Origin of the sequence: Chryseobacterium sp., from assembly GCF_022869225.1 — a bacterium.
GTDB lineage: Bacteria > Bacteroidota > Bacteroidia > Flavobacteriales > Weeksellaceae > Chryseobacterium.
The window spans coordinates 924,591-940,086 of the sequence record NZ_JALIHL010000001.1; the positions used below are offsets into that span (position 1 = coordinate 924,591).

Here is a 15,496-nt window from a genome sequence, read left to right on the forward strand (position 1 = left end):
AAAATTAGCAAAAGATTTAGTTTTCAGAGATTGTAAAATGTGTACAGCAGATTATCAGATTGTGAAATGCTTTAATTTTTCCAGGTTTCGGCTAAAGCCGGATGAGAAGATATTTATTTTTAAGCGGGCTAAAGCCCGCTTCTATCTTTATTCTGAGTCTACATATCATCAACTACAGATATTTCCTGAAGCTCCAGAGCTTTCTTTTTTGAAGGTAATTTAAATCCGCTTCCCGTGCATAGGCTTCTCTTTCGAAAGAGATCCTTTTGTATGCCAGATAGCGGTCTTTCAGTTTGAAAAGCCAGTAATAATATTCAATGACATAGAAAATATAGAAAAAAATGACAAGCATTTCCAACTGCTGTCTTAAATGGATTTTTTCGTGATTGATAAGTACTTTATTTTCCTTATCTTCGGGTTTCCTAATGAAGATAAAGGGAAAGAGTGCAATGCCATTAATTTTCATTTTTTTTAATGGCTTTTGGCATACAATTATCATAATAACAAATATAAAAAGTTTTTGACTAACGTTTAACTTATGGCCCATTTTGACATCAAAGAAGGTGAGGACTTTTACTATAACGAACAGGGATACAAGGTTTTTACGGAAAAATTCCATCTGAAAAGAGGATATTGTTGTAAAAGCGGCTGCAGACACTGTCCTTACGGGTACGATAAAAAGACAGATACATTCATTAAAAACGATAAAAAAAATAAATAAAATGAAAAAATATATTTTTATTCTGATGGCAGCGGCTACATTGGGCCTTACCTCATGCAGCCCTTTCCAGGTACGTTCTGATTATGCTCAAACAGCCAACTTTAATTCTTATAAAACCTATAAAATAAGAATCGATGATTTGAAATTGAATGATATTGACAAAGACAGAGTTTTAAACGAATTATCCAGACAGCTTCAAAGCAAAGGGCTTCAATCCGGAGAAAACCCTGATCTGATTATCAATGTAAAAGCCAATCATAAAAAAATTACAGATATCAACAGCAGCTCCCCTTACGGAATGTGGGGCTGGGGCGGTCCTTTTGGCTGGGGTGTTGGAATGAGCAGAACATGGACAAGCAATTATAATGAAGGAGCCATAATCGTAGACCTTATTGATTCAAAAACAAACAAATTGGTTTGGCAGGGTATCGGAAGCGGAATTTCTGTAGATTCTCCGAAAGCTAAACAGAGACAGATTCCTGAAATCATGGCTGAGATCATGAAAAACTATCCGCCACAGCAAAAATAAATTTAAATCAATCATTATATCTATGCCAGTGCAATTTTTGTACTGGCATTTTTATTTGACTATTAGAATTTTTCAGAATAGTCTATGATTTTTTTAGATTACATAGCGACTATTAATATTTAACACATAAAAATAAAATTTATATATTATTTTTTTAAAGCTAAATGCAGTGCATTAAAAATTAACAATCATGTAATTTTTTATTCATAAAAATGTAGTATTCTTGCTGGAAATTATATTAATATGAAAAAAATCATCTTATTCTCTGTATTTGCTGTAGGACTTGCCAATGCACAGGCTCCGGCGGGATACTACAATGCTGCCAACGGATTAAGCGGCGCCGCATTAAAAACAGCTTTAAGCACCATTACTGCCAATGGGCACATGGACAAGGGCTATAGTGGATTATGGACAGGCTATAAAACCACTGATATTGACAAGGATTACGAAAATGACGGCTCCATCCTTGATATCTATTCGGAAAAACCAGCAGGTGCCGATCCTTATAACTATACCCCGGGAACCAACCAGTGTGGTACTTATTCTACGGAAGGAAACTGCTATAACAGAGAGCATATCGTTCCACAGAGTCTCTTCAACCAGGCTTCTCCTATGGTTTCTGATATTCATTTTATCAGGGCTACAGACGGAAAGGTAAACGGAATGAGAAGCAATTACCCTTTCGGAAAGGTAGGAAGTGCTTCTTTTACTTCTAAAAACGGTTCAAAATTGGGAAGTTCTGCTTCTTCAGGATATTCGGGAACGGTTTTCGAACCCATCGATGAGTTTAAAGGTGATGTAGCCCGTATGATCTTTTATTTTGTAACCCGCTATCAAAGCAAGCTTTCTTCTTTTTCTTCAGGAGATATGCTGGGAAGTTCCACTTTTCCCGGCTTACAGACCTGGGAGCTTAACGTTCTTTTAGCTTGGCACAATCAGGATCCGGTATCTCAGGCCGAAATCAAAAGAAACAATGCTTCCTATACTTACCAGGGAAACAGAAATCCTTTTATAGACAATCCTAGCTATGTAAATCTTATCTGGGGATCCCAGCAGCCGACAGGTGATACCCAGGCCCCTACGGCAGCAACAGGTTTAACTGTAAACGGAACAACCTCCAGCAGTATTTCTCTTACATGGAACGCCTCTACAGATAATGTAGGGGTTGCCTCTTATGCCGTTTATATGGACGGAAATCTAAAGACCACAGTAAATTCACCTTCAGCAACGATTTCGGGATTAAGCGCTTCCACGACCTACAGTTTTTATGTGGTAGCCAAAGATGCTGCCGGCAATTCTTCTTCGAACAGCTCAACCGTTTCAGGAACTACCAGTGCGGGTTCTACTACTCCACCTTCCAACTGTGTCAATGAAACTTTTGAAACCATCCCGGCAAGCAATTCTTCTTATACTACCAGAACCTGGAGCAACAATGGGATATCCTGGACGGCTACAGATTCAAGAACGGATCAGACCATCAACACTAGAGCGATTACGGTAAGAACCGGAGCTTTAACATCAGGGAACGCAAGCAATGGTATCGGTTCTCTAACAGTAACGACTCAGCTGAAGTTCTCCGGCAGCAGCGGAAATCTTGATGTAAAAGTAAACGGAACGACTGTAGGAACGATTCCTTACGGTACAGCTGCCGCTACAACAACGATCAATAACATCAATATCTCAGGTAACGTAACGGTAAGCATCGTTAACAATTCCGGCACCAACAGGGTAGCGATTGATGATCTTACATGGACTTGTTACGGATCTGCCGCCAGACAAGCTCAAACTCAAAGTTTAGCCGCAGAAGCAACTGTACAAAGTATCAAAATATCTCCTAATCCGATTACCAATCAGGAAATCCTGGTAAAAGGTGATGCTCAGCACATCAAAAAAGCAGAAATTTATAATCTTCAGGGCAAAGTCCTGCAAACCATTACCCACCCTTTTAAAAATGGAAATTCTATCAGGACCCAAAACCTTGGTCAGGGAATTTATATTTTGAAGCTGGATAATACTACCATGCAGTTTTTGGTAAAATAACCGAAGACAAATTAATATAGAAAAGGCTGTCCCTGTTTTCAGAGGACAGCCTTTTGCTTTTACAGATCAGCAGAAAACTCTTTCGTAGTATACTGCGTCTTTACTCTTTATTCTTTATTCTTTATTCTTTATTCTAACAACTTCCCCTTTCTCTTTAATTATCTTTGACCAGTCGGTAAACATTTTGGTAAGCGTATTGGCATTCATCATGCTAAAGAAAAACATTCCTATCAGCACTGTGAGCCAGCAATACGCTAATTTGACCCCATTTTTATCTGTAATAAAGTAGAGGATAAAAATGGTAAGGATCCCCAACAGGAAAGTGAACAATAAGGTGTACAGCAATACATGAATGATGTACTTATTAAATTTAAGTTTTCTAAAGATCCATCCTATCAACACAACGGGCAAAAAGGCAATCAACGGCAGGAACAGTGCGCCGAATATGACCATCTCAGGATTTTCAGCAAGCTCTCTTTCGAGCCCGAAAAAAGTATTAAAACTGAACTCCATCATATTGTTTTTCGGCACTTGTTATTTCCAGTAAGGTTTTATCTTTATATCCCAGCATTTTTGCCAATATAACATTAGGAAATTCATGGATTCCTATATTATAAAGGTTAACGCTATCATTGAAGAATTCCCTCCTGTCAGCTATTTTATTTTCAAGTTCTGAGATTCTTTTCTGCAGTTCCAAAAAGTTGTTGTTGGAGGTAAGCTCCGGATAATTTTCGGAAACAGCAAAGAAGGAAGACAGGGCTTTTGACGTTTCATTGGCCAGTTCCGTTTTTTTGTCCGAATCGGTGGTACTGTTATAGAAAGTCCTTAATTCCGTGAGACGGGCGAGGAGCTTTTCTTCGTAGTTCATAAAATGCTTTGCTACATTGACCAGATTAGGAATTTCATCGGCTCTCTGCTTCAACACCACATCAATATTTCCATAGGCTTTTTCGACATTGAATTTAAGCATGACCAGTTTGTTGTACAGACTGATGAGAAAGCTAATCACAGCTACTGCGAGCAGGATAAGTAATATGATGGCAACGGCTTGGTTCATTATTGTATAAGTATAAATATGATTATTAAAAGTATGACAGAACAGACCAATAAAAAAGACCTCATCAGCGGCTGGTATTTGTTCCATACTGAAACTCCTGAAGCTGAGGTAATTCCCAATATTTTATAGTGGTCATCTTTTCTGATGAAAGGGACCCCGTTTTGGGAATCTGCATATCCTACCAGCAGCATTTTCTGCCCGTCTTTCAGAAGGGTTTCTTTGTATCGTTTATTATGATTACTGCTTATATTGGTTTCTCCCAGCAGTGCCAGTTCAATTCCATCAGGTTGAATCTCTATGATTCCGGTGTCATCTTGTATCTGAAAAGCATTACACTGGGTTTCCCGGTGAACTGTTCTGTAAGATGTATCTCCATCAGAATCTTTATCAATCTCTTCAATGGTATAGTAATATCCGATACATATTTCATTGTCTACCGGAGAAGATAAAGGAGTCTTCATCACCAGTATTCCTTCTATTTCCACAAGCCCTTTAGCAACTGACTGTATTTTTGAGGTGGGAAGCGAGGCCTGCAGGCGCAAAAAGCGTTTTGCCGAAGTAGGCTTCATGAGACTGAGGAAAATGAAAACAAAAAGAACCAGAGGAAAAAGGATCAATGCCCGTTCTGCATAGTGATCATAATTATTGTAAATGTCCGAAATGTATTCATGCAAAGGCATTTTTTCTGTAAAGATCAGCCACAAAATAAAATAAAGAAAACAGAACAGTCCTGTTCCTAAAATAGCATAGCCTGTGTATGAAATTTTCTTTTCGTTTTTCATGGATGTACTGATAGATATGTGAGGGCCGGTAACATCCATCAGGAATGAAGCCGGCCCTTAAAAATACATTTTATTTCAAAATTATATGATCTCAAATTCAGTTTTTCCTTTAGGAATATAGAAGGTAATGTCTAGCATCAGCTCTTCCTGGGTTTTGGGATCTACTAAATATAATGCGGCATCGCCATTCAGTCTTTTTAAAACAGCGGTCCTATTGTCTGCATACAGGATCATGGCTGCATCATCAGGTACCGGCTGTATTTTCATTCCTCCAACGAATTCATTAAGCAATTCCTTAAATCTTCCTTCAGATTCCTGGTCTGACAGATACATCGATTGGGCCATATTGTTTTCTCTTCTCGCAATAAGCTTTTTGTATTCCTCATACTTTCCATTTTGAATCAGTCTGATAATCCTGTTATACGCCAGATCCAGTTTTTCTCTGCAGTCTTTCACCTCTTTAAGATTGGTTCCATCCTGCCATGCATCCAGCTTATAGGGGACCTCTGCCTCAAATGAACTATCATACCTGATCACCGGTATTTTTTTATCCTGGACCGGTTTTGACTGATAGTCTCCGAACTGCTTGTCAAATACAAAATTATTGGTGACATCAAAAAGTTTGATATTGAATTTCAGCTCAGCCTGCTTATCCAATTCCGTCTGTCCTGCTACCGGTAAAACGGAGGCGGTTATTGTTTGTTTTCCTTTTTCCAGAATGGCATAATTAATAGGAATCATGGTAGACACCTGGTTGGCGGCATTCATGTGGATAACAGGATAATCATTGATTCTGATTTCAAACATGCATGCTGATGCACTGAAGTCAATTACATAATAAGGCTGCTGCATAGGAAATTTATAATATGTTTTTCTAAAACTTTATTGTTCTTAACTGTCATTTAGAGTTTTTTCAGATCAATTCTGAGAAATTTTATCCAAATCAGGATATCCTGATCCTTTCAGGAGGTCTTTCCATTCTTTATCTTTGAAAACAAACAAATTGCACCGGTATTCATCGGGTTTGTTATCAATTTTGGTTTCACAGTAATAGTATACCAGCCCTCTATTTTTCCAGATTGCCACTTCCTGTCTGAGTTTATTCGGAGTCTGAATGATTTCATTATCTTTCACGTCGGCGTCAAAACTTTCATGGGTTGTACTAAACACAGGTTTCTGAAGCGTTTTGTTTAAGTTATCCTGAAGTGCTTTTTTTCCGGCTCACTGTAAATATCAATCTGATACATCCCCAATTCGTCATTCTTCTCATGAGCAAGAGGACCAATTTCCTGATCTACTTTCCCATAATGCAAAAGAACTTTATTGGTATTTTTATTATTTTTCCCGGCTAGGCTGATTCCGTTATACTGCAATAATTTCCCCGAAGAAAATGCCATCCTTTCATTGCCGATCAGGGTCACTTCATCGGTAAGAACAGTATCTTTAACGGTTACTCCCGCAGATTTTAGAATATCATTGATATTTTGTCCTACAGTAAGAGAAGCAGAGTCAAAAGATCCTGATAGACTTTCTTTCTGTATCCCGGGTGATTCGCTGTTTTTCTTCTCCTGCTGGTTGCATGATGTAAATCCCATACAGATTATCGGTAGTAATACGTATTTCAAATTTTTCATATTCTTATTGTTCATGTCTGGTTATAAAGCTCTGCAAAACAGTTTCCCTGTCTTTCATATTTCCGTAATGCGATCCTGCTTTTATGAAATACAGGCTGGTCTCAAATCCTTTCATTTCTTTCTGATCAATGGTGAATTTCTTTTTTACCTGTTCCAGGAGAATATCAAACCCATCCCTGGTATTTTGCCAGTAATATCCTGCATAAGGCCATCTCTCAGTAGCTTCGATGATTACTTTGGGAGCTCCGTACTTTTTCTTTAATGCCGCCATTAAGGCTTCACTTTCCGTAAGGTTTTTTGTGGTTATATAATATCCTGCAAGCGTATTTTCATTCTGATTTTCCACCAAAAATCCGATTTCGCTTTTCACATATTTCCTTTCCTTAGGATAATCCTGCAGAAAACTGATGTCCCCATATTGATAACGGTCAACTTGATACGTATTATAATAGGGGTAGCCGGTAGTCTGTTCAAGATCGGTCTGCCTGGTTGTATTTTTAATCGCAGCATCATTGGCTACTCCCACCTTCATTACTGCCAGATCTGTTTTTGACTGTGAACTGCATACATTAAATAACGTAAGTACGCCTATGGTTATTATTCTTTTCATATGATCTTTTATCCTTGCTGAATGAATGGTATCCTTGCAGAGAATCCTGTATATTTTTCCAACTTTTCAATAATATCAAATTCAGGGATGATTTCGTATGTTTTATCAAAGTCTGCAAGATCCATTTTTCTGTCTCCTTTTAAAATTCCTTTTTTAATGTATAAGCCAACACTTGCCTTCACTACTACTGTAGCAATCAATCCGTCAAATTTAAGATCCGGTTTATAGTAGAGGGTTTTCTGGGTACTGCTCTTCTGATCATAAATTAGATTATGTCCAAAAGTAGCGGTAGCCTTACCTGTTGCTTTTATTTTCCCTTCAGCATAAGCTTCAGCAATGATGACAACAAATTTTGCTTTTACCTCGATACCTGCATCCAATTCAATACCAATCTGGGTCTCCAGCTTTGCATCTGCTTTACCCGCATCTGAATTAGTATTAAAATTGATATGGGATTCACCTGAAATGGTTCCGAAAAACTTCAGGTCTATATACATATTTAAGGTGATCGGATGATCATCATCAGCCAGCCAGGCTCTTACTTCATCAAGGATCAGCTTGGCAGCAACGTTGGCCGTTCCGCCACTTACTACTCCTACTCCGGCCTGGATCAGCATATCGAGAAGATCTATCGTCATTTCAATCCCTACCACCGGGGAAGCTTTAAAATACAATTTAAGATCTGTCCCAATAGTAGGCAGTGCTTTCCTGTTCTTCTGGCCTCTTTGCAACATCCAGTCTGCTCCCAGACAGAAGTTAGGCGGCTTCATTTCTATTTTTAACGGCAGCTTACTGGTAAAGCTATTCTTTCTTATCTTACCTTTGGTTTGGTCAGTCACTCCTTTTGAAAACTCTTTCAGTGAGCTGAAGACTTTATACATCCATTTTATCTTCTCCTCGTATTTCAGGGTAGCATCAAAATGGCCATTATAACTATCGGCCCCTGTTCTGTCCCAATCCGCCTCCAGCGTTACTCCAAAATCGATCTCGGTCTGCTTCCATCTTTTTTCGGCCCCTATTTTACCGGCTTTGCTCTGCATTTCTTTATGTTTTGCCGCCGAAAGGTTCTGCCATTTAACACTGAGATCATTGCTCAGATTCAGGAAGAAATGAAATCCCCATTTGATATCGGGATAAGCTTTTATTAAGACGGTAGTTCTTTTCTTGCTGCTGTAAAATCTGCAGCTGTGGGCATGCAGATGGATTTTGTTCGGAGTATTGGCTTCCGGCCAGATGTATTGCAGCGGAAGTACATTAATCCTGGAAAGCTCGGAATAAACCGGATAATCAAATGATGGCGGAGCAAATTTTTTCTCTTTATCTCCTGCATCAATGGCCTGCCCCACATCCAGTACCCGGATCTCTTTTGTGTGGAGGTCATTATTTCTGAAACACGCCTTGGTATCATAGCCTGCCACTTCGATGGTTATATTCCTTTTCGTGGAAACTGAAGGGGCAATCGTTTCGTACACAATCGTATTGGCGTCGTGTGGGAAATAATCGAAATAGATATCTACTCTGCGATTATTTTTATATTCTTTTTCGTCCTTATATTTTATGTTATCCCGGCCCTGTTTATCATCTGTAGGATTTACCTCTCCTTTTCCGAGAGACTTTATCCTTTTGCTGTCCAGGCCTCCATCTGTAAAAAACTTTTTTACAATATCCGACCTTTTCTGTGAAAGGCCCTGGTTATACTGCATTTTTCCAATGACACAGGCGTATCCGTCCACTGTAATGGTGGAATGCTGGTGTTCCAATAAGAAGCGAAGAATATTATTCAGTTTTTTTTCTCCGTCTCCTTCTATAATTGCAGAATTAAATTCATAAAAAATAGTGGCATGAATGGTTTCCTTTGCTGCGATATTTCTAACCCCGACCCCGTTATCAAAAAGCATGACCGGTTTTTTAACCTCTTTGTCCTTATCAAAAATGATATCGCTGATCTGAATGGTCTCAAACTTACAGGGCTCATACCTTGCCAGGTTTTTATCGGGTGCATAGATCTTGGTAGGAACAACATTCTGAGGTTTTTGAGGGGCTTCCGCAACCAATTGGTTCTTCATCCTCAGAAATCTTGCGTGGATATCATCGTTATTCTCATCGACAATATATTTTCCGGTTTTAGGATCTTTAACTTTTACATATAATTCTTCGACCTCTTTTATATCCTTTATTGTTCCTTTCCACTGGGAAGTATTCTGGACTTTGACATTAATTTCACCGTTATTTACCTCTACATTCACCCATCTCCTCATCATAGGATCATCTTTCGCTCCTCTTCCTGTACGGATTCTTCTGTATATCTCAACAGTAAGGTCTTTCTTCCGTTCAGTCCTTCCGTTCCCAGGTAAAGATAAATGATATGTCCATAACTGAACTGAAATGTCTGCCTTACATCCTTCCCTCCTTCTGTAGTACTCCATCTTGAATCTATGATTTTCGGAGGACAGTGTCCAAAAATATACTTCCCTACTTTATTGACTTTATCCGGTTTTCCTCCCAAACTGGCTTCGATATAGTAGGAAAGAACTCCACATTCCTTTTTGGTAAATTTATAGCCATATACAAAGCCTGCAGGTCTTCTGAGCTGATTAATGACCTTTTGGCGTGAGGAGTCCTGCCTGATCCAGATCACTTCCTTTTTTTGGTCAGCATCCGGTGTATCAGGAAACCATTCCGAAACTTTAAACCATATATGTTTTCCGGGTTCCACCCCAATAAAATCACCCTGAGTGGCCACTACTTTTGCATTGTCCCGGCCTGTAGCGATCCCTATTTTTTTTATTCCCTTTGCCATACGGTAATTATTTAAGCATCCCCTGATGTATCATACATTATTTCTTTTTTGTACATTTCTTCAGCATCCACCAATGGATTGATCTGTTGCTGCACATCCGGGTCCGCATTTTTAAAATTCTGCTGACCGGCTTCGGTTCTCTGGCCATGATCTATGATCTCAATGCATGGAGTACCGGCTACAGCACAAACGGCTTTACTGTCTTCAAGGATGATAAATCCACCGTTGCTGAGCTGTACTTTATCATAAAAATTCTGCCATTCGGTAACCATAATCTTGCACGGCGGCGGCGGGCCTCCATTTTTGGTACAGTTGCCAAAAGTATTTTTCTCAAAGGTTGCCCCACCGATCTCCTTTGTGGTTACGATCAGCTTTTTGGAAGCACTCTTATCATTGGCATATTCTTTCTGATGGGTAAGCACCTTAAGCTTATCCGGAGCCTGTCCGAACTGACATTTGCACATAGCGCCCTGTACTACAATATGTTTTTCTGCCATGGTTAAAATTCTTTATTTGAAATTACAAGTCTGCTTAAATAGCCATTCCCAAATTCAAGACGTACAAAACCGGCATTCATCTTAAAAGTAACTACCGTAAGTGCATTTGAAGTATTTTCATCTGTATCAACCGTAGTTTGGTAGAGCTGCGCATCATACCTTGCAAATTTTGACTTACACTCAGTGGGTGAGCTTTCATTAAAAACCAAACCATATGGTAATCCGGAAACCATATCATTTCCATAATACTGTAAAGCATAATACTCTTCTCCGGCTGCCATATTCGCATAGATCATATTAAAATCATCAAAATCCCAGCTGGTATATTTTCCGTTTCTACATCCTTTACATTCCAATTCACTTGGCTGTACCTGTAAAGGTTTTGTAAAAGTCTCTGCCGTGGCCGGCAGGGGAATAAACTGCTTTTTACTGAATATACGTTGTAATTTCTCAGATGTTATTTTTTTCAGTGAGCTTCTTGCTTCAAAAGCGGCTACCTCAGCCTGTGCCTGTGCCGCTGCTGCTCCGGCCTCATCAGCTGCAGATACAGCTCCTGACACTGCATGGGCATCTGAAGATTCAGCTTCTTTATCTTTGAACAGAAAATCTTTGATTTCTTCTTCAACTTTGCCTGTTGATCTGGTCAGTTTCACATCTACATCTTTCCTTGACTCGCGGTCGGGAGTAACTTCTCCCAGGACAACCGTGACTTTTGTACTTTTCGCAGAGATTTTTTTCATGCTTACATTCCAAACTGCCCGCTGAATAAACTGCTTTGGCCGGGCTCCTTTTGTAAGAGCCAGATTCAGGTAAGGATTTTTATAATCTGCTTCATATCTTAATTGATAAAGATCCACGGTCGTTGAAAAATGATCATCTGCTGCTGCAGCTGCCTTTGGTTCGTCTTTTGTAAAATCGTTGCTGAAATTAAAAATAGAGCTTTGCAGCGTCTCAATATTTTTCGGGACTGTAAACTCTGTTTTTTGTCCAAAAGACAGGGTAAAGCATACGACAAAAAGTAATGTAAAAAGGGTATGATTTAATTTTATTTTCATTGTATTTTGTTTTTTATAATTCCGGTATAGCAGCTACCACTACTGATATTTTCTTTTCTTCCTCCAACATAATGCTGCATTCCAGATACATGGACTCCGGGCGTTGAGTTTCTCCGTTCAGGTAATATCTTATTCTGAAACTTCCCTTGTCATTTACCACGGGATGATCATCAATCATCAGTGAAAATGGGGAGTTGTTGATAAAATCATGTACCGTTCTTTCCTCATTTAATTTTCCTTCACCAGTTATGCATACCAGATCATATTCGTCTTTCAGGGGGTCAATCTCCAGTTTTATTTTATATTTGGGTTCCACAGGATTATTAAGGATAGGAAAGGTTTCAGTTCCTTCAGCCTGATAATGCTGGCCGAAGCTCTGATAGATCCCCAAAAATAAGGTTCTGATGAAATAATCATTTTTTAGATAGAGACTGATCGCATCAGGGTCAAATATTATTTTCTCAATTTTTCCACAATATCGATCTACTGTTTCACCATCAAATTCTTTATAGACCTCTTCTTTCACAGCGGGCCATCTTTCCTTAAAAACTGAAAGATTTTCAACGGCATTGAATTTCCCGTGCTCATCTACACTGATCTGTAGCGGATATAAGACTTTAGACGTTTTATAAGCCAATACATCTGCGATATCATTCACTTCTTCTTCATTTAAAAAGAGATTGGAGGTTCGGTCGATCTCAAAAAAATGCAGTTTTTTTTCTGTTTTCATCCAGCGAACTGAAGTTTCATATTTCAGCTCATTTTTACAGCTCCCCTTTTCAATATTGATGATAACTCCAAATCTGCAGAAAGAATTCGCGGGCTGGAATATCAGGCTGTTGCCTCTTCCGAATCTGACCAGTTTTTCAGTGTCAGCAATGGCCGTTCTTGGAACAAAAAGCTCCTGCTGCCCGGTGAGCTCTATCAGAATCATATCTTTTACTTCACAGTGGTTATTGTGAAATAACTTTAAGGTATCAGCATCCAGCCTGTAAAGCGCAGCAATGCTTTTTAAGGTTTCATTTTCCTGAATGATATGTTTATTAAATCTCTGCATACAAATGATCCGGCTTCAAAATTCTATATCTAATTGACTTCAGTTATTTATTGTTTTTTAATGAATTACCCTGTTTCTGTCGGATCTAGGGTCCATACCAATACCTTCTCTTCTTGCAGACCAGTGCAGGTATTTATTCCGAAGAAATCTCAGATCATCCTGTTCTTTAACTTCTTTCTGGTAAGCGTCATAGTGATGTTCCGGAATTTCTGCCCCTCCATAGGCATCACGCAGCTCCTTGAAACGTCTGAAGGAATAAGGCTTCCCTCCGCCCATCACATAAGGTCTGAGACGGTCTTTTATACCCAGTAAAAACTGGTCATTGGTAATGGAATACTTCTCATCAGTAAGTTTTTTTAAGGTAATGGGAAGATTTTTATCAATACTATACTCAGCCATAAAGTGCAAAGGAATATAGCTATAGGTTTTTAGCAGGTAACGTTCTCCCCGCAGTGCAAGGTAAAACCCCGGGGTAATGATAAGCTGATCTTTTTCATACCATCCTTCTGAAACCAGCTGTTCCTTCAAGGCAACTAATTTGGAACTGGTAGTCCATGATGTTTCCACTTCTTCCCATATTTCCGTTCCGTTTTCATACGCTCCGCCCACATCGCAGTGTACACCGGGAAACGTTTTTTCAGTTCCAATATGTACCTGGGTAAGGTCAAAGTTTTCCCTATGTTCATTTTCTGCGATAAAATGAATCACCGTCTGTGCTTTACCGATATCATTTAAGCTTAATTCCTCTACATCATTACTGAAGTTCGGAACCGGCGATAAATATTTTGAATAGGAAGAAACAGTATCATAGATTCCCAAGAATCTTACTTTCAACACATCAACGGTAATTCCGGCTTCTTCTAATTTCAATCCCAGATGTCCCCACTTAGGAAGTTCTTCCGAGCTGACACTTTTACCGTCGTCATCCGAATAGGAAGTGACGCTCATCCCTTCATTTGAGGCAGTATGGGTATTCGCTTTATATTTTGCTTTTCCTATTTCATGTACAAAGTTACGGGCGGCAGCGGCTCCGCGGCTAAAGCCGAATACATCAAAAGTAAGGACCGCAATCTTATCTGCTTTTTTTGAACTTTTAATGTTTTTCACTTTTTTTACGATCTCTTCACAGCCTTTTCTTACCTTTCCTCTGATTCCGGTTTCACCTGTTCCAAAAGCATATCCCAAGGTGGCATCTCCTTTAGAATCTTCAGTACCGATCCCTTCTATATAAATCCCGAAATTTTTATCGTAGTTATCCCACATCCGGGCTACATTACTCCAGTCATTATTGTAACTGTTGTTATCAGACGGTTTACCTCCATGTTTTTTATAAGCCTCATTATTTTCTTTTCTGGCTGTGGTATTGGTCTTGTTATTTAAAGTCCCGTCAAAAAAAATTCCAATCGTAATATCTAATACTTCCTCTTTGGATATAGAAGGTGTATAATCTCCAAATTGATTGTTGTGCATAGTTCTTCTTTTAAAATGGATTGGCAGAAATACATCACTCTATCTTACGGGATAACCTGATTTTTGCCTTCGTAATAGAAAGTTCTTCTTTTTCAGTCACTAAAGATAAAAATGCGTTGGTGTTATCTCCGTTAACTTTAATGGTAAAATCAATGTCTTCGTCTTTACCCAGTTTTTGAAATAATTCAAAGATTTCTTTCTCATCGAAAGAATCTACCCATACAGCATATCTGTTCTTGTTTTTATCTCTCCAGTAAAATCCACAGAATTTTGGAATAGCCCGGCTTTTGTAAGTATTGTCATCTAAACTCTTTGCAAAAAGGTTTTCCTGTTCTCCATTATAGTTGGTAAATCCGAAATCGATCCATACACCTCCTTCAGGAAGGATCACCACAGGTTTCCAGTGGTATTTTTCTCTGTACAGATCATAAGTATCTGCAGCCGGATATCCCTGTTCCTTAATCTTTTCACGAATTTCAGGTTTAAAAGTCTTGTATTCCGGATCATTCAGCATTCTGTCTGCAAATCCTTCTTTAAACATGTACTGAGCGTTATCATATGCTTTTTCCTTGGCAATAATGGTATCATGAGCCTGAAAGACACCTGCTTCTTTCTGATTTCCCGGACCTTTTACCCATAAAACGACCCTTCCTTTCGGGGCCAACCCTACAACAAAAGAACTGTACGTTGTACGTTTACGGGTATCCTGATCTACAAAACCCTCATCAAAAAGACTTTTTATTTTTTTCTGATCCAGCTCCCATTTTCCGGTGTAAAACTTTTTTTCCACTAAAGAATACCAGGTAAATTCCAGATGATGCGGAAGCTCCATTGTTTCGGTTTCCACACTCATGGTTCCGCCTTCATTTCCCCAGCCTGTATTTTGGGTTCCCCAAATACTATCAAAATTATAGGTAAAATCATCCGCTACAATAGCGCCCCTGTAAATTTCCATCGGATATTCCTGAGGTGCGGAAATGGTTCCCAGCCAGCTGTATTTTTCTTCCATTTTTTTCTTTTGACAATTCATTACCGAGAAACTCAATAAAACTAAAAGGATGAGCCCTTTTACATTACTTGTTCCCATGAGACATTATTTTTTTATTGCTTGCCAAAACAAGGTTTTCTTTTTGTGCCTCTACATTGATTTTCTTTGCAATTTTTTCCACCTTCTTCCCTACGTTCATCTGATAAGAGTCTTTGACCGTTATCAGGATATTGGTTGCTGTCTTAATAATTGCCAT

General features: G+C 38.9%; 19 protein-coding genes. 3 read left to right on the plus strand and 16 right to left on the minus strand.

Translation table 11 applies throughout. The annotated features are described in order from the left end of the window. Window positions 1-172 precede the first annotated feature (172 nt). On the minus strand, window positions 173-499 hold the full coding sequence (locus MUW56_RS04285) for a hypothetical protein (RefSeq protein WP_292012023.1): 327 nt from the start codon (window positions 497-499) through the stop codon (window positions 173-175). A 39-nt stretch (window positions 500-538) separates the two neighbouring features. On the opposite strand from MUW56_RS04285, the gene MUW56_RS04290 reads away from it, so the two are divergent. From MUW56_RS04290 to MUW56_RS04300, 3 genes are all read left to right on the plus strand, one after another. Beyond that, entirely contained in the window at window positions 539-721 is a 183-nt protein-coding gene (locus MUW56_RS04290; protein WP_027379717.1) for a DUF5522 domain-containing protein, read from the plus strand. Window position 722: 1 nt separating this feature from the next. Then, entirely contained in the window at window positions 723-1,250 is a 528-nt protein-coding gene (locus MUW56_RS04295) for a DUF4136 domain-containing protein (RefSeq protein WP_292012024.1), read from the plus strand. Between the two features lie 243 nt (window positions 1,251-1,493). Continuing rightward, a complete protein-coding gene (locus tag MUW56_RS04300; protein ID WP_292012025.1) occupies window positions 1,494-3,290 on the plus strand; it encodes an endonuclease in 1,797 nt (598 codons plus the stop codon). 114 nt (window positions 3,291-3,404) lie between these two features. Here MUW56_RS04300 and MUW56_RS04305 read toward each other — a convergent pair whose 3' ends face one another. The 15 genes from MUW56_RS04305 to MUW56_RS04375 all read right to left on the minus strand — a co-directional run bounded on the left by MUW56_RS04305 (window position 3,405) and on the right by MUW56_RS04375 (window position 15,496). Then, window positions 3,405-3,806: a hypothetical protein gene (locus tag MUW56_RS04305; RefSeq protein WP_292012026.1), complete on the minus strand. Its 402-nt coding sequence runs from the start codon at window positions 3,804-3,806 to the stop codon at window positions 3,405-3,407. Then, window positions 3,787-4,347, minus strand: coding sequence for a LemA family protein (locus tag MUW56_RS04310; protein WP_292012027.1), 561 nt, complete (start codon window positions 4,345-4,347; stop codon window positions 3,787-3,789). The genes MUW56_RS04305 and MUW56_RS04310 overlap by 20 nt, the downstream gene beginning before the upstream one ends. Next, window positions 4,347-5,129 (minus strand): hypothetical protein, encoded by a 783-nt coding sequence (locus MUW56_RS04315; RefSeq protein ID WP_292012028.1) that lies wholly within the window; start codon window positions 5,127-5,129, stop codon window positions 4,347-4,349. Before MUW56_RS04315 ends, MUW56_RS04310 begins: the two co-directional genes overlap by 1 nt. Before the next feature lie 81 nt (window positions 5,130-5,210). Next, on the minus strand, window positions 5,211-5,981 hold the full coding sequence (locus tag MUW56_RS04320; protein ID WP_292012029.1) for a hypothetical protein: 771 nt from the start codon (window positions 5,979-5,981) through the stop codon (window positions 5,211-5,213). A 66-nt stretch (window positions 5,982-6,047) separates the two neighbouring features. Then, complete coding sequence (locus MUW56_RS04325) at window positions 6,048-6,299, minus strand: hypothetical protein (protein ID WP_292012030.1); 252 nt, start codon at window positions 6,297-6,299, stop codon at window positions 6,048-6,050. Between the two features lie 20 nt (window positions 6,300-6,319). Continuing rightward, complete coding sequence (locus MUW56_RS04330; protein WP_292012031.1) at window positions 6,320-6,763, minus strand: hypothetical protein; 444 nt, start codon at window positions 6,761-6,763, stop codon at window positions 6,320-6,322. A 4-nt stretch (window positions 6,764-6,767) separates the two neighbouring features. Next, window positions 6,768-7,373 carry a hypothetical protein gene (locus MUW56_RS04335; protein ID WP_292012032.1) on the minus strand — a complete coding sequence of 202 codons (606 nt, stop codon included), beginning with the start codon at window positions 7,371-7,373 and terminating at the stop codon, window positions 6,768-6,770. A gap of 8 nt (window positions 7,374-7,381) precedes the next feature. Further along, window positions 7,382-9,634, minus strand: coding sequence for an OmpA family protein (locus tag MUW56_RS04340; RefSeq protein ID WP_292012033.1), 2,253 nt, complete (start codon window positions 9,632-9,634; stop codon window positions 7,382-7,384). Further along, window positions 9,631-10,173 carry a hypothetical protein gene (locus MUW56_RS04345; RefSeq protein WP_292012034.1) on the minus strand — a complete coding sequence of 181 codons (543 nt, stop codon included), beginning with the start codon at window positions 10,171-10,173 and terminating at the stop codon, window positions 9,631-9,633. The genes MUW56_RS04340 and MUW56_RS04345 overlap by 4 nt, the downstream gene beginning before the upstream one ends. A gap of 11 nt (window positions 10,174-10,184) precedes the next feature. Then, complete coding sequence (locus MUW56_RS04350; protein ID WP_292012035.1) at window positions 10,185-10,670, minus strand: DUF4280 domain-containing protein; 486 nt, start codon at window positions 10,668-10,670, stop codon at window positions 10,185-10,187. A 2-nt stretch (window positions 10,671-10,672) separates the two neighbouring features. Continuing rightward, window positions 10,673-11,725 (minus strand): hypothetical protein, encoded by a 1,053-nt coding sequence (locus tag MUW56_RS04355; protein ID WP_292012036.1) that lies wholly within the window; start codon window positions 11,723-11,725, stop codon window positions 10,673-10,675. A gap of 13 nt (window positions 11,726-11,738) precedes the next feature. Further along, the gene (locus tag MUW56_RS04360; protein WP_292012037.1) at window positions 11,739-12,782 is read right to left on the minus strand and encodes a hypothetical protein; all 1,044 of its coding nucleotides are present in this window, start codon (window positions 12,780-12,782) and stop codon (window positions 11,739-11,741) included. Window positions 12,783-12,839: 57 nt separating this feature from the next. Next, window positions 12,840-14,252: a DUF2235 domain-containing protein gene (locus tag MUW56_RS04365; protein ID WP_292012038.1), complete on the minus strand. Its 1,413-nt coding sequence runs from the start codon at window positions 14,250-14,252 to the stop codon at window positions 12,840-12,842. A gap of 34 nt (window positions 14,253-14,286) precedes the next feature. Beyond that, the gene (locus tag MUW56_RS04370) at window positions 14,287-15,339 is read right to left on the minus strand and encodes a DUF2931 family protein (protein ID WP_292012039.1); all 1,053 of its coding nucleotides are present in this window, start codon (window positions 15,337-15,339) and stop codon (window positions 14,287-14,289) included. Then, window positions 15,326-15,496, minus strand: coding sequence for a hypothetical protein (locus MUW56_RS04375; protein ID WP_292012040.1), 171 nt, complete (start codon window positions 15,494-15,496; stop codon window positions 15,326-15,328). The genes MUW56_RS04370 and MUW56_RS04375 overlap by 14 nt, the downstream gene beginning before the upstream one ends.

Bases quoted from the DNA above. Each gene is read 5' to 3' on its own strand.
- MUW56_RS04285 (WP_292012023.1), bottom strand. From the start codon at position 499: ATGATAATTGTATGCCAAAAGCCATTAAAAAAAATGAAAATTAATGGC.
- MUW56_RS04290 (WP_027379717.1), top strand. From the start codon at position 539: ATGGCCCATTTTGACATCAAAGAAGGTGAGGACTTTTACTATAACGAA.
- MUW56_RS04295 (WP_292012024.1), top strand. From the start codon at position 723: ATGAAAAAATATATTTTTATTCTGATGGCAGCGGCTACATTGGGCCTT.
- MUW56_RS04300 (WP_292012025.1), top strand. From the start codon at position 1,494: ATGAAAAAAATCATCTTATTCTCTGTATTTGCTGTAGGACTTGCCAAT.
- MUW56_RS04305 (WP_292012026.1), bottom strand. From the start codon at position 3,806: ATGATGGAGTTCAGTTTTAATACTTTTTTCGGGCTCGAAAGAGAGCTT.
- MUW56_RS04310 (WP_292012027.1), bottom strand. From the start codon at position 4,347: ATGAACCAAGCCGTTGCCATCATATTACTTATCCTGCTCGCAGTAGCT.
- MUW56_RS04315 (WP_292012028.1), bottom strand. From the start codon at position 5,129: ATGAAAAACGAAAAGAAAATTTCATACACAGGCTATGCTATTTTAGGA.
- MUW56_RS04320 (WP_292012029.1), bottom strand. From the start codon at position 5,981: ATGCAGCAGCCTTATTATGTAATTGACTTCAGTGCATCAGCATGCATG.
- MUW56_RS04330 (WP_292012031.1), bottom strand. From the start codon at position 6,763: ATGAAAAATTTGAAATACGTATTACTACCGATAATCTGTATGGGATTT.
- MUW56_RS04335 (WP_292012032.1), bottom strand. From the start codon at position 7,373: ATGAAAAGAATAATAACCATAGGCGTACTTACGTTATTTAATGTATGC.
- MUW56_RS04340 (WP_292012033.1), bottom strand. From the start codon at position 9,634: ATGATGAGGAGATGGGTGAATGTAGAGGTAAATAACGGTGAAATTAAT.
- MUW56_RS04345 (WP_292012034.1), bottom strand. From the start codon at position 10,173: ATGGCAAAGGGAATAAAAAAAATAGGGATCGCTACAGGCCGGGACAAT.
- MUW56_RS04350 (WP_292012035.1), bottom strand. From the start codon at position 10,670: ATGGCAGAAAAACATATTGTAGTACAGGGCGCTATGTGCAAATGTCAG.
- MUW56_RS04355 (WP_292012036.1), bottom strand. From the start codon at position 11,725: ATGAAAATAAAATTAAATCATACCCTTTTTACATTACTTTTTGTCGTA.
- MUW56_RS04360 (WP_292012037.1), bottom strand. From the start codon at position 12,782: ATGCAGAGATTTAATAAACATATCATTCAGGAAAATGAAACCTTAAAA.
- MUW56_RS04365 (WP_292012038.1), bottom strand. From the start codon at position 14,252: ATGCACAACAATCAATTTGGAGATTATACACCTTCTATATCCAAAGAG.
- MUW56_RS04370 (WP_292012039.1), bottom strand. From the start codon at position 15,339: ATGGGAACAAGTAATGTAAAAGGGCTCATCCTTTTAGTTTTATTGAGT.
- MUW56_RS04375 (WP_292012040.1), bottom strand. From the start codon at position 15,496: ATGGCAATTATTAAGACAGCAACCAATATCCTGATAACGGTCAAAGAC.